The following is a 14,031-nucleotide window of genomic DNA, read 5'->3' as shown; positions in this document are numbered from 1 at the left end:
TCTTTATTTAGAAATTCTTTTAAAATCGTCTACGCTGACCTGAATACTGCATGGCCTCGCCTTTGCCGAAGCCATAACTAAAACCAAAAGCCACAAAAGTACCACGCAACCTGCGACTATACACCTCAAAATCTTCTTGGGCGATCAAATTTTCATTGACGCGCGAAGCAAACAGATCACGAACACTTAAATTCAATACCGCTTTCCCTTTCATGATGTCTTTTCGTATACCCAAATCCATATATAGAAAGTCACTTCTGATGCCCTGAACCGTTCGTACCCGCGACCGATAGTTTCCGGTAGTTTCAAATTCGAAATCGGCCGGCAACTTAAACTTTGCCATTAGTTTTGACGACCATTGATCGCCTGTAAAGTCGAAAACTGTTGCTTCAAAAGTACCCTCACGAGCGAATTGGCTATAATTGAAATCACCGTTTAAAGTCACCCATTTGAACGGACTATATTTGCCATTAAATTCAAGTCCGGTGATTGTATTCACACCGATGTTTTCGGGCCTTACCGTATTCACGTTGTTTTCAAAGATCGATACCCGTTCAATGACATCAGTAGTATATCTATAATACACGCCAAAATTTAAGGATGCGTTTCCCAAAATATAAATGCTGGTAATTTCATAAGAATCGGTGAATTCGGGTTGTAGATTCGGATTTCCTTGCCGAATACTAAAGTTGTTGCGAATATTGAAAAACGGATTCAAATCCCACATTCTAGGCCGGTAAACGCGTTTTGAATAGCCTGCTTGTATAGAAATCTTATCTGAAAACTTATAGGAGGAATGCATGCTTGGAAATAGATTGGTATAGCGCTGATCATTCACCTCATTGGTAGTTGCCAGCAGGGTATTGAGATTAGTTTGCTCCAAACGTAGGCCCGCCTTCACTCCCCATTTTTCTCCCTCATAGGCAGTTGTACTATAGAGGCCCAATACATCTTGGTTGAATTCAAAAATGTTGGTCAAACCGGGGTCATTTACAAAACTTCCGTTGATAAGATTATTGACTTCAAAATCGTTCGCAACGTCATTCAATACAAACTGGGCTCCAGACTCCAATTTCCACTTTTTTGCAAAGGGCCGAGTATAATCTAATTTAAAGGTATAAACCGCTTCCTTGAAGTCGGTTCTGGTTTCTTGGGTAGCATCGTTATCGATGCCCGAAATCGTTGAATTTATAAATTCCGAAGATTGGTCCTTACCAAAGTATCTCCCCAATCCACTGAACAGTAAGGTGTGATCTTCATCATCTTTAAATTCCTTCTTGTACTGTAATTCATATTGGAATTTCGGATTTCTGGCTTCTGTAACTTCGGTACGTTGCCATTCAGATACCAATTCGTTTGCAGCATCAAGTGTGGTGAAATTGGTTGCGGAGGGCTGGTCTTCCAATTCCAACGAAAAATTTCCGGAAAGTGTCAGAATATTATTTTCATTGATGTAATAGTCGGTGCCCAGCACAAAATTGTAATAGGTTTCATTGCGAAACTCCGTTCCGGTTGAAAGTACTGTGGTGTTGTTTACCAAATCAACATTCCGATTTATGCGGTCATCGGGTAGTTCGCGAATACCAAAGCCGAGTTGGCTAAACAAATTAAATTTTTCGCCACGTCGATTGAGACTAACGCCAATACTATGCGCATCAGGCGCTCCTGTATTTACCGATACCGAACCGTTCAGCCCTTTGCGTTGTTCTTTCTTAATTACGATATTGATAATACCCGAAGTGCCTTCAGCATCATATTTCGCAGAGGGGTTGGTAATCACTTCTACCCGGTCGATCATATCGGCAGTAAGTGTGCCTAGGGTATTGCCTTGTTCACTGGCGATTACCGAAGGTTTACCATTGATCAAAATTTGCACCCCTTGACTTCCGCGCAAACTAATCGACCCTTCAATGTCGACGTTTACTGAGGGTACGTTGTTCAAAACTTCTAAGGCACTGGCACCCGTAGAGCTCAAATCCTTGCCCACATTAAAAACGCGTTTGTCTAATTTGAATTCAGTACGAGAAATTTCACCCTCTACCACAACTTCCTGCAATTGCTCGGCATCTTCCGAAAGAGTGACATTGCCTAGGTCGATTTTTTCACCTGGGGCAGGGGGTTGTCCAAACGTCTTGGTTTCGAAACCTAGAAAACTAATTTCGATAAAGAAATCAGTGGCATCTGTTTCCAGAACAAAAGTGCCATCATCTGCGGTTGTGGTGCCGTCAATGGGCTTTTTGGTTTCATTATCGCCCACCATAACAGTCGCAAAGGCAATAGGTTGTTGGCTGGTTTCCTCGAGTACTTTACCAGTAATGGTAGTGGTCTTGGATTGGGCCAATACCACATCCATAGTAAAAAATAGGAACGCAAGAAGTAGGCCATAGCACAGTTTATGTATCATGAGTGAATTCGTTTTTATTGATACCTCAAAGTTGGACTTTTATTTTAGAGCAATAGACTATATTCTGTGAACGACAGGGATTGCCCCTTAAACAACACCCTTGGCTTAAATAGACGTTTACGGTGCTAAATCGGTCGATGGCAGTTTTAAACAAGGTCACTTGGCATAATAGTTTACTTTTGGAATATGGCATCGAAACTATCGTTCTTAAATAGCACTTCCAAAGAGGTGGTGTTTCAGCTGTTGCTTCATATTGTGCTTTTCTTGTTTTTCTCCTTCGACAAGAACGAACCCTCGATTCAAGAATATAAAATAATGGCGTTTTTAAACTATGCGTTTGGCGCTTTCGTTATCAATTACATTTTGTTGCCCCGTTTTTTCTACACCAAGAAATACTTACTTTTCTTTCTCTCCGTAACGGTGATAATCACGGCAAATATTATGATCGAAGAGATGGTGCTTGAGGTGATCTATTACCCCGACACTCGCGGAAAACATTTTCCAGGTATTGTCTTTAGTCTCTTAGATGTTATGCCTGTGATTATGATACTGTCTGGTTTTAAGTTTGCATGGGATGCCTCGAAAAAGCAGTTGGAAGTTGACGAGCTTCGCTCATCGGTCAAAGAAAGTGAGCTACAGTTTTTAAAATCGCAGATTAACCCCCATTTTTTATTCAATAACCTGAACAATTTGTATTCCTATGCTATGGTGCAATCTGCAAAAACACCGTCTATCATTTTGGAACTTTCCTCGGTACTCCGCTATATGCTGTATGACTGCAAGGAGCAATACGTTGCATTACACAAGGAAATCGAACACTTAAAAAATTTCACCAAATTGAACGAGCTGCAAATCGAGGAACGCGGCACGGTGAGCTTCGAAACGAAAAATATCAAATCGGGCTATCGCATTGCGCCTTTAATCTTAACCGTCTTTATCGAAAATGCATTCAAGCACAGTACGGCAAGTCAATCAAAGGGTATCACCGTCGACGTAGCGATTAAGGTGACAGATAGTGGCATGCTTGCATTCGAATGTAGAAATTCGTTCCAACAACTTACCAATGTCGACAACCTCTCTAGTGGAATAGGGCTTCAGAATGTCAAAAAACGCTTGCAACTCTTGTATCCTGATGCCCATGAACTGGCCATTCAGGTTATTGATGACCTATTTACGGTATATTTGAAGATGCAATTAAAAAAGGACCCGGCATGATACGTTGCATTATCATCGAAGACCAGCCACCAGCGCAAAGAGTACTACAGAAGTATATCAATGATATGGGCAATATGGAGTTGTTGGCCACCTTTGCAGATGCACTTCAGGCGATCGACTTCCTAAAAGCAGAAACTGTAGACCTTATTTTTTTAGATATTCATTTACCGAAGATTTCGGGCATCGATTTCCTAAAAGTATTGGCAGAGAAGCCGCACATAATTTTGACTACGGCTTTTCCTGATTATGCCTTGGAAAGTTATGAATATGATGTAGTAGACTATCTGTTAAAACCTTTCTCTTTCGAACGATTTGTACTGGCAATTTCTAAAGTCAAATCACCGATATCTCAAGAGGTAAAAGGCGAAAATCAAATGGAGAACACCGCTTTGTCAGATATGATTTTTATTAAATCGGGCTATGAACATATCAAAATTGACGTTGCCGATATCTTTTATATAGCCTCCGATTCTGATTATACTGAAATCAGTACTGCGGAAAAGAAATACCTGTCACAAGAACCGCTGCGTTTTTGGGAAGAACAGCTCGATTCGAAAAAATTTGTTCGAACTCATAAATCTTTTATCTTAAATATCTCGAAAATCGAAAAGATTATCGGTAACCAAGTGCGTTTAGATGACCAAACGAAGATACCCATAGGTCGGGCCTTTAAGGAGCGGTTTATGAAGCACGTTTTAAAATAATCTGCTTTGAGGCAGCGCGAGCGTAGCTTTGAATATACAATTGATTAAAACATACCATCATGAAAAAGCTAAAAAAAGAAGACATCACACAAGAGGTATTTGACCTTTATGATGATTATGCCCATGATAGGGTGAGTAGAAGACTGTTTTTAGATAAATTATCAACCTATGCTGTTGGGGGGCTTACCGTTTCTTCCTTGCTAAGCTTTATTTCTCCAGATTACGTCAAAAAGATTCAAATACAACAAGATGATTCACGCTTGCGATCGGAATTCATCAATTATGATTCACCAAAAGGCGGGGGTTCGATGAAGGGGCTGCTTTCAAGACCCAAAGATGTCAAAGGAAAACTTCCGGGTATTGTTGTTGTGCATGAGAACCGTGGGTTGAATCCGCATATTGAAGATGTGGGAAGACGTGCTGGTTTAGCCGGTTTTGTATCATTAGCACCTGATGCTTTGACGCCTTTAGGGGGGTATCCGGGAACGGACGACGAGGGCCGTACCTTGCAACGACAGCGTGACCGCAACGAGATGTTGGAAGATTTTATCGCTGCTTTTGAGTTTCTAAAAAAGCACCCAGACTGTTCTGGAAAAGTTGGGGTAGTCGGTTTTTGTTTCGGCGGATGGATTTCAAATATGATGGCGGTAAGGGTGCCTGACCTAAGTGCTGCCGTACCATTCTATGGCGGACAGCCCAAAGAAGATATTGACAAAATAAAAGCCCCACTTCTACTTCATTTCGGGGACTTAGATAAGCGTGTAAATGCCGGCTGGCCAGCTTATGAAGCTGCTTTAAAGGAGCATGGCAAAGCATACGAGGCTCATATGTATGAGAATGCCAATCACGGTTTTCACAACGATACCACCCCGCGCTATGACCGCGAAGCGGCAACATTGGCATGGAGCAGAACCGTCGATTTTTTCAAAGAAAAATTAGGATAGCCTTATGCCCCACTTTTTTAGCGATTTTTCAAGGTTTTGTTAAAATAAGTAGCCAAAACCTCCGTTATAATAACATAGCCCTATAAATTCCTAGTTATATAGCACTTTTACTTTAGAATCTGCATTCGAGACGCATTTCTGACCAAATTTTAATTATGGGGCACAAAACACTATATAACACTTCGTGGAATACCGTCTACGATTATTTGAACGATCCGGGTAACCGTATAAAACATCAACACTTCTATACTGCTGTAGAACCCATTATCAAGCATTGGTTGCTTCGATTGGGTTTAAAAGATGACCTTGAGGGGCATGCCAAGAGTATTTTCTCAGACCTTTTTCTCAAAGAACTGAAACGCTACCGCTCTGGGAAGTTGGTACGTGAAAAGTGTACAGCCAAAATCACCACCTATTACTTTCCGGTGATTAAGAACCTCTGCCTAGATTATATCAAAGTGCTACGAAGCGAAACCCATTTTACGGAAGACCCATCAGCGCTTGATTTGGAGGCGGAAGTCGGGGTATTCGATTCGCTGTGGGGTGAACACAAGAATATGGTGTTGACCGAAATGAGCCGCCATATCAAAGAATTTATTGAGTTTTCAGGCTTTGCACGCGCTAAAAGAGAGGTGTTACGAAAACGCTTTATCGAAGGGCGAAAATTCCCCGAGATTTTAAGGGATGTTGACCGTAGCGTTTTTGAAGCACAGCGAAAATGGGCTTGTAGACAGGGTAAAAAAATAGCGGCTATCATTGCAGAAATTCTACTGCCTGCCTTTATCGAATTTCACCGCTTGCCGATCAGCAAAAAAATCGATCCGCGACTCATTGAAAAGTATTTGTTAGGCCTGAGAACGAAGCTAGCTCGATGAGTTTAACAATGCAAGAATGGTATCGCTATACTCGTCGAGCGTATGTTGTCGACCTTCCTCGAGCGGTTTGTCAAGGGCCTCAATTTTAGGAAAGAGTAATTCGGTAAGCTCATCCCAAGGGCCTTCCAAGACCAGATTTTCCAAATGCAGGTAATCGAGTTGCAGCATACGCACTTTAAACGCTAGCTCTTCGTTTTGTTTTACCCTACTCAAGAACGCAGTACGTATTTCAGGGGCAAGAACCGTCTCGCCTTTTAAATAGGCTTGATAGCTAAGCAAAAGATAACTCTCGAGCTTTTTTTGCAACAAGGAGTTCTCCTTTGTTGTTGCCTTATCCTCCTTAGGTGTTGCTTCCTTTTTGCTTAAATCGTTCATCGATGGTACGCTCTATGTGATTTATATCTACTTGCAAAGGTACGATAGCCTGTTTTGAACAGTACTATTATTCAAGGTTTGGTGGTAAAAGTATAGAAGGAATTTCAGTTGTAGCAACAATGTTACTAACACTTGGCAAGTAGTGTTTTTTCGAATATTAATTCTTTAATAGTTGGTCTGTACTATAAAAATACCCAATTATTCCTACTTATACAATTTGGAGTAGGCCATGGCGGCTAGAATTCCTGCGGAACCTGCCCCTGACTTCGAGGGAATGGCGGGAGCACCTTTTCGAGTCAAAACACCCTCGTCATTTTTTACATAGCCTACCCAAACCACCACTAATTTTTTTCCGTCACTAAGCACTGTCCAGCCATCTTTGGCTTTGCCAGTGGTACCTGTTTTGCCGTAGTAGGAGCGTTCTTTTGGTAGAAAGGGGAGTAATCGATGACAAGTGCCGCCAGCCTCAAAAGCGAGGGGCAACAAGCTTTTAATGCTGTTGGCACTTTTCGTAGCGTATAGCGTTCTACGTTTTCTTGAGCTGCCATCGAAAATAGTATCTTGCAGGTGAGGGTCAATAATGTATTTCCAGGGCGTTAAGGGAATTGCCTGGCCCTTATTGAAAAGCATTTGATAGGCCTGGGCCACCTCCCATGGAGTCATGGTTTTGGTGCCTAAAATGTAAGATTCACCTATGCTATATGAGGGATTTGAAGAAATATCTAACTTCTGCAACTGCTGTTCCACTTTTCGAGCCACCTTTAAAGGGTTCGCATGTACTCGATAGTTGACCGCTGCCTTGTTCAGGCTGTATTTGAGTACATCGCCCACAACTACCTCCTTATTCAACAACTTTTTGCCTGTATTACCGGGATTGTATTTGTATTCCTTTAAATCGCCATTAAACAGCCTGGTGTTGGCATCAAAATCATGATTTTCAAATAACTCCAGAAAAACCAAGGGTTTGAGTACTGAACCACATTGGAAACCGTCACCGTAGTCGACAAAATTTGCCATGGCGCCACTGTTCTTACGATTACCCAATGTGGCTTCAATGTGCCCCGTTTTGATATCTATGGCGATAAGGGAGGCTTCCAAATCATAGCCTTTTACTGATAGGCGAGAACGGTTGTATTTCGTAAAAAGCGCCAAGGCTTCTGCCAGTTTCTCCTGATTCGCCTTCGTAATCGAGGAAACATACTGGGTGGCAAAGCGTTCTTTCGATTTACCACGGGTCGCCTTTAGAAAGTTGGTAAAAGCGGTTGTCTTTCGAAGACTGTTGCGTTGAGCAAAGCGCAATTCCATCGTTCGCATGGCAGCCAATTTCTTTTTATCTATATCCTCTTCTGCAATGAGCTCGAAATACCCGAGTATATTTTCCTTGATTTCTTTTTGATTGGCAAAGCGGTCATTGCAAAGTGCTTTGAGTTCACTGGCGCCCTTTAAGGTTTTGATGGTCAGCAGCATTTCCAAATCGTTCAAATCATGTGGCGCCCGATTAAAAATGGCATAAGAAGCTAGAATGAGTCCAGAGAAGTCGCGTTCGTAAAAGAAGTTTCCGGAGTAGTTGGTATAGGCCATGAGTATTTCTTCGGGCGTGGCTGACTTTACCATTTGAAAGGCCGCTAACTGCTCGCCGTACTTCCGGGAGAGGTAAATGGTGCCTATTCCTTCTTTTTTATGGATGGCGTTTTTTAGTAATTGTTGGGGAATGTTCGAACCGCCGTCTGCCTTTCCCTTAAACAATCTGGCAATCCCTGAAAAAGACATTCCATAGGCATTGTCCTTTCCGAAGCCGAAGAAATTCTTACTCTCTACCTTGGTCAAAAAATAGACATAGCTCTCGGGAAGTTCTTCATAGGAAAGTATCGGAACAATAGGAAATTTATTCAAGGCCCCCTTTCGATTGAGTTCTTGCAATTCCTCCGTTTTCAACTGATTATTGAGTACGGTGTTTTCCCCAAAAACTGCCAAGAGTTTATGATCTTCATCACGCACCGAAGAAATAAAATTGGCATTGGGCTCCAACTTCATTTTCGACGGCCAAATCACATGAAAGAGAATAAGCGCCAAGAAAACTCCGCCTACAATTTTTATCGCTTTTAACCAGTCGTTCATGCTACTTTTCGTTTTTCAAAATCAGAAATAAATTTAATGAGGTGATAGATGGCGGGGCTCACCCATCTCCAAAAAACAACGAGAAGGCTACCGTTAAAAAGCAAGGAGATGATGAGCCCAAGATTGGATGGAGCATACATACGTATATAAGCTGGTAACAAGAACAGCGCCCCCAAGGCTACAAAAAAGACGACCATATTCTTGGTCGATTCGAAGACACCAGACAGCCAGTAAAATCGAACAGACAATACTTTTGATTCGAGGGCCATTTTAACCCACGTATAATGAAAATGCAACCATGCTGCGATAAACAAACAGGCTGTGAAATGTAACCTGGCGATAAATACCGCAAAGAAATTATGGAAGATACGCCAGCCACTATCAAATGTTTGAAAGGGGTAGGAGACATACAATAAGGTTTCAAAAAACATAAATAAGCCTAAGCACATCAACTGCAGCTTCAAACGGTCATGCGATAGATTATAGCTCGAGGTAATATTCAATTTGCTAAGGCAAAACAGCACGGCATATAAGCCTGAGAAATAGGAAACTGCATGCAGGCCGAAATAGGAAATAGGGTATTTGAGATTCGCTAGTGGCGAGAGCAAATCAGACCCCAACCAATACACATTGTTCATCAAAATGTTGTATTCGATAATGCTAGATGATATGCTCAGACACAAAGCCGAAAAAAGAAGTTTGCTAAAGACAAAACACAGCAAACTGGTGGCCATACCAATAATTAAGACCTTTAAGGTGCCCCAGCCCTCTTCTTTGGCTACCTGTAGCTTAAACCAGTTCTTTCTCGGAATATAGAAAAAGACACAGACGACCAAGGCCAATACAATTAGCAAGAGATATACGACTATAGCGGGCATGTTTAAATGGTTGAGATTCCGTCGGCAAAGGTTACATTAAGCCCCAGATGTTCTTCGAGGGCGTATTTCCAAAAGGCCCTTGCTTTATGCACTACGCCCGAATTTTTCGGTTCTGACATCACGATAAAGACCACCTCACGTTCTGCGCCTTTTCGTACACTATCGGGCAAGTAATAGCCGACCATTTCATTATAGGTCTTTTCCATCTGCTCGGGCGTCGATGGCGGATTTTTATAAAAGTTCACCACAGGATTGTTCTCGATCAAATCACTGACTACAATGATGGTGCCGTCTGTTTTGTTGATGGCTTTCATTAAGGTAGGAAAGAGTGAGGTGCTTTCCATTTGGTTGATAGAATCTAGACTTTTTAGATTTTCCTCATGGGAAGCATAAAAATCTCGCCAACCTATGACCAATTTATTTCGAGCCTGTCCCCAATCGGTATGAGAAAGTGCTGTGGAAGTCGGATTGTAGTAACTGTGGGTAGAAATGATGCCGAAATCATAGTTAACCGTAAAGCATTTTGGGTTATCCTCCAAATCCAACTCCTGACTGATCAGCTGTTCAAAGTTCTCCTTGCGCAACTCGTACTTGGCCTTATCGATAAGTGTCGAGTCGGTTGCATCAACAAGCACCGTAATATTTTTGGTCATAACGGTTTTGCATTCCGTTTCGCAGCTGCTGAAGAATGCTAGCACTACGACCAAGCTGCATATGATTGTTGTTTTTTTCATTTTCTTGTGTTTTTTATTTGTTTGAAATCGGAGCATTTGCTTTTCACTATTTGGGTTTCGGCTACATTTATTCTCCGACTTCGAGCTTCTCCTTGCCTACCCCTTTATATCTTCATAAAATCATAATTCTTCCAGCGTACGACCTGGTTGCTATCGCAGTAATTCTCGAAATGCTCGCGGTATTTGCTGAGTTCTTCGAAGGAGTTGATTTCTAGGGTGCTCAGTTCTTTTTCGCACTCCCCAATTTTTTCGGAGATGCCTGCAGCCTTCTGTTCCAAGACGGAAACGTCACCCAAGATGCGCTTGAATTCGTTTTTTCCCGCATCATGTGATTCCATGAGCTGATTTTCCAGCTTTTTCAGACGTTTGTACGACCCCTTGAGTTCGTGAAATTTTAAGTCCAGATCCAATTGTTGGGGCGACTTTTCAACGGGCTCTTCTTCGACTATCACTATGGGTTTTTGTTTTTTCTTTCGTCCGGTTTTACCATCAGCTCGATTGTAAATGCTCTTTACGGCATTAGATAAAAAGAGCGCCAGGGTTACCATCATGACCGCCCCGAGAATCAGGAAGCCGTTTTTGATAAAGAAATCGGTAAAGGTCAAGGTTTCGTCTAAGGCCTGTGATTCAAAGAACCATTCAGCCACAGTAAAGGAAAGAATGGCATATACACTGAGAATTAACAGTGTTGGCAACCATACCCATCGCAGCGGAATCTTTCGAGAGGTCAGAAAACTGGCCGCAAAGACAATAGGAATAAAAAAGACGCTTCGTAAGATGATCTCCGGCAGGTCATGCGTTTCGGTGAGTATGTTGTAAAACAAAATACCCTCTCCAAAAATAAAAATGACTTCTATGACATAGAGCAGCCATATCGGAATTCTTTTGGGGCCATTCGTTGCTTTTGTTTTTGGTTTCGGTTGCTCCTTTGACGGTTCGAAATCTTCGGCACTATTAATTTCGTCTACGTTGAACTTACTTTCTAGGGTATCGCCATTGAGTTGACAACGACGAATATGGTTTTTGATGTCCGTTTTTTGTTGGGTGATGAGCCCTTTTTGATGAATGATTTCTTGTTCAATAGCGGCCGTGTTCGATTTGTTGAGTGCCACCACTTCTTTAGACAATTGCCCTTTTACGATTTCCATTTTACGTATATGGTCAGATAAGGATTCGCCCAATTCGCCTATCCGTTCGTTCAGACCATACTTTTTGGTTTTATAGCCGTTGATGATCTTCTTTTCGTCGAGAATAAAATCTTCCGACGGTAGCATACCCAGGTTCGCTGAACGGTAGGCCATATTTTTTAGCTCTTGATTTGAAAATACCATGATGCGTGATGTTTGATGCTAGATGTTGCGTGCCAGCGGTTACGAATGTAGCATGAGGTACAACTCGGTTTCTAAAGAAATACCTGGGCTGTTGGAAGCTACGGTAGTGATTGTCTCGCTGCTTTCAGTTTGTTGAATTTCTGAAAACAGCTGATCCATTTTGCTGTCGTCATAGGCGATTAGGGGTTTGCCCCAAATCGACTGGTCTTTTTTGAAGAGATTTTTACCTAAGTTCATTTCAATGTGTTTTGTGGTTCATTGGTTAATCAGGCACATTGAAATTTGGGGACATTTTATTTTGAATTTTTTTTGTTGAAAGTAGTTTTTGATACTGTTTAAAGTCAACTTGAGCTTTTTAACTCTAGGCCGAAGTTGCTTGCTGTAAAGAGTTGATTCTTTGCAAAGTTAAAAAACAGCAAGTACAATGATTTTTAGAGTAGCTTGCACCACTTACGAATACAAAACCAAGAAATCGATTTGAAAACTGCAGCCGCTTTGGTCATCTCGTGTACAAGAATACCATCGTTTTCCAATTAAAATACCTTTGTAAAAATTGTATATTAGTGCTTTCCCCCTAGCTATACTTTGATCTAAAATCAAGCTTTCTAAAATATACTTATGCCATTATTCATGGACTTTCACCAAATCGATGGGGATGCAATTACAGAAGAAGATATGTATCGAGCACATTTAAAAGATGTGGCAGTTCAGAATAAACACGGTTTAATCTATAGGAAGTACTATCTAAATCTTCAACAGAAAACAGCTTTTTGTTTAATGGAGAGCCCTAATAAAGAAGCCTGTATGGAAAGCCATAAAGAGGCTCATGGTATTGGCGCATGCAATGTAATAGAGGTATCACGTGATAATGAATTTATTCCCTTTATGGGCGAGGGGGGTCAGAACGAAATGGATTTGGCCTTGACCGTATCAGGAGCAATCGATAGTGGCTTTCGAACGCTTATGTTGGTAGACTTTTTAGCATTAGAGGAAGGTCATGCTTCGATGGCTGCGAAGATTTTAGATGATATCAAAAACCACAACGGAAATCTTGTCAAGATACCTAGTGAAAAGTTGATGGCTTCTTTTATAGATGCCTATGATGCGGTTGCCTGTGGTCTTGAAATTGCTACAAAATTCCAACCTTTAAAGGGCAAAACGATATTCAGTATTGGTCTGGCCACCGGAAAACCAGTTGACGCGCATGGGAAAGATTTGTTCGAAGAAACGAAGAAAAAAGTACATGTTCTGTCCAGACTCGGGTTACAATTAGAATTATGTATGGATTTAGATACCAAACTCGCTGCAGCTAAGAGTACAGGTGTTTCCAAAATAGATAGCACCACCATTACCGTTGTAGATCGAACCTCATATGCTGAAATAGAAAATTTAGATCGTGTACTGCTTAAGAATTTGAATAATTCCGCGTTTAATAGTGATGCCCTCAGCAAGGAGTTAGGTCTTAGCAAGACCCAAACCTATCGAAAAATATCGGCCTTATTTGGCATTCCACCTAATAAATTACTCTCTGAATTACGTTTGGTACATGCGGCTAGAGCCTTAAGAAAGGGCGATAAGACCGTTTCTGAAATAGCCTATGATTCGGGGTTTAATAGTCCGACCTATTTTACACGAGTATTTCGGAACAGGTTTAACGTACTTCCTACATTGATGGCGAATTTCAAATAAGACGAATTCCCAAATTTACTTTTTTAAGTCCCCAAATGTCGAATTTGTTTCAGCTTTTGGAACAAAACTTACATCGTAGAAGCTAGTGACATTCTAGTTTTACATCATCGTTTTAACACTTTATGAGAACCGAAGTTCATAAGCTGTTAACCAACCATTAATCAATTAAATGTAAAGTTATGCAAGCTAAATTGACCATTACAGCACTTATAATAGGAGTATCATGTATTTCAGGATGTAAGTCTGATGACCCTAAAAAAACTTTTGAAACCGTTCCAATTGACCTAATTACTACTGAATTTCCAGAAGCGAAACAAGAAGTGGTCGAAACCTGGGATGCCATCGTACAAAGCCTTAGAGCTGGTGATATCGATCAACTCATTGAATTTCACGGCTATAGTCCGAAATTTACTGAATATACAAATGGAGAAGCGGTAAAGAATGCTGAAGCAAACGAAGCTTACGAACGAGCTGCTTTTGGTGCAGTAACCGAAGTAGTAAAATTTGATACAGAAGATTTCAAAGTTGCGGTTTATGGTGAGGTAGCTAATGTGACTTTTCAATCTGATTTTCACTTGAAATTTGGACAAGATTTAGCCATAATTAATGAACAAATATCCTTGTTATTTGTACGAACAACCGATGGATGGAAAATTGTTCACGAACATCACTCCCCTTGGATCCTATAAATGTGCTATAGCACGCCAATTACTAATGTACCCAAAAGGATAATGGAGTTTAGCCGGGCAGCAAAAATGAAAGAA

General features: G+C 41.2%; 13 protein-coding genes. 6 read left to right on the top strand and 7 right to left on the bottom strand.

The features are described from left to right. Positions 1-19: 19 nt before the first annotated feature. A complete protein-coding gene (locus ABJN95_RS16230) occupies positions 20-2,404 on the bottom strand; it encodes an outer membrane beta-barrel family protein (RefSeq protein WP_348371922.1) in 2,385 nt (794 codons plus the stop codon). 186 nt (positions 2,405-2,590) lie between these two features. On the opposite strand from ABJN95_RS16230, the gene ABJN95_RS16225 reads away from it, so the two are divergent. The 4 genes from ABJN95_RS16225 to ABJN95_RS16210 all read left to right on the top strand — a co-directional run bounded on the left by ABJN95_RS16225 (position 2,591) and on the right by ABJN95_RS16210 (position 6,142). Continuing rightward, the gene (locus ABJN95_RS16225) at positions 2,591-3,619 is read left to right on the top strand and encodes a histidine kinase (RefSeq protein WP_348371920.1); all 1,029 of its coding nucleotides are present in this window, start codon (positions 2,591-2,593) and stop codon (positions 3,617-3,619) included. Then, positions 3,616-4,323 (top strand): LytTR family DNA-binding domain-containing protein, encoded by a 708-nt coding sequence (locus tag ABJN95_RS16220; RefSeq protein WP_348371918.1) that lies wholly within the window; start codon positions 3,616-3,618, stop codon positions 4,321-4,323. Before ABJN95_RS16225 ends, ABJN95_RS16220 begins: the two co-directional genes overlap by 4 nt. A 59-nt stretch (positions 4,324-4,382) precedes the next feature. Continuing rightward, positions 4,383-5,267, top strand: a complete 885-nt coding sequence (locus tag ABJN95_RS16215; RefSeq protein WP_348371917.1) for a dienelactone hydrolase family protein — start codon at positions 4,383-4,385, stop codon at positions 5,265-5,267. Between the two features lie 155 nt (positions 5,268-5,422). Next, complete coding sequence (locus ABJN95_RS16210; protein ID WP_348371915.1) at positions 5,423-6,142, top strand: hypothetical protein; 720 nt, start codon at positions 5,423-5,425, stop codon at positions 6,140-6,142. On the opposite strand, the gene ABJN95_RS16205 is transcribed toward ABJN95_RS16210, so the two are convergent. The 6 genes from ABJN95_RS16205 to ABJN95_RS16180 form a co-directional block, all read right to left on the bottom strand. After that, positions 6,131-6,517, bottom strand: a complete 387-nt coding sequence (locus ABJN95_RS16205) for a hypothetical protein (RefSeq protein ID WP_348371914.1) — start codon at positions 6,515-6,517, stop codon at positions 6,131-6,133. The genes ABJN95_RS16210 and ABJN95_RS16205 overlap by 12 nt on opposite strands. Before the next feature lie 204 nt (positions 6,518-6,721). Then, the gene (locus ABJN95_RS16200; protein ID WP_348371913.1) at positions 6,722-8,635 is read right to left on the bottom strand and encodes a penicillin-binding transpeptidase domain-containing protein; all 1,914 of its coding nucleotides are present in this window, start codon (positions 8,633-8,635) and stop codon (positions 6,722-6,724) included. After that, positions 8,632-9,513, bottom strand: a complete 882-nt coding sequence (locus ABJN95_RS16195) for a hypothetical protein (protein WP_348371912.1) — start codon at positions 9,511-9,513, stop codon at positions 8,632-8,634. Before ABJN95_RS16195 ends, ABJN95_RS16200 begins: the two co-directional genes overlap by 4 nt. Before the next feature lie 2 nt (positions 9,514-9,515). After that, positions 9,516-10,247, bottom strand: a complete 732-nt coding sequence (locus tag ABJN95_RS16190) for a hypothetical protein (RefSeq protein ID WP_348371910.1) — start codon at positions 10,245-10,247, stop codon at positions 9,516-9,518. A 104-nt stretch (positions 10,248-10,351) separates the two neighbouring features. Further along, a complete protein-coding gene (locus tag ABJN95_RS16185; RefSeq protein ID WP_348371909.1) occupies positions 10,352-11,578 on the bottom strand; it encodes a hypothetical protein in 1,227 nt (408 codons plus the stop codon). Between the two features lie 39 nt (positions 11,579-11,617). Beyond that, positions 11,618-11,815, bottom strand: coding sequence for a hypothetical protein (locus ABJN95_RS16180; RefSeq protein WP_348371907.1), 198 nt, complete (start codon positions 11,813-11,815; stop codon positions 11,618-11,620). Between the two features lie 381 nt (positions 11,816-12,196). On the opposite strand from ABJN95_RS16180, the gene ABJN95_RS16175 reads away from it, so the two are divergent. Then, on the top strand, positions 12,197-13,267 hold the full coding sequence (locus tag ABJN95_RS16175; RefSeq protein ID WP_348371906.1) for a nickel-binding protein: 1,071 nt from the start codon (positions 12,197-12,199) through the stop codon (positions 13,265-13,267). Positions 13,268-13,446: 179 nt separating this feature from the next. Further along, entirely contained in the window at positions 13,447-13,956 is a 510-nt protein-coding gene (locus tag ABJN95_RS16170; protein ID WP_348371904.1) for a nuclear transport factor 2 family protein, read from the top strand. The last annotated feature ends 75 nt before the right edge of the window (positions 13,957-14,031 follow it).

Origin of the sequence: Maribacter sp. (genome assembly GCF_039974175.1) — a bacterium.
GTDB lineage: Bacteria > Bacteroidota > Bacteroidia > Flavobacteriales > Flavobacteriaceae > Maribacter_C.
This window is presented reverse-complemented; position numbering and strand designations above follow the sequence as displayed.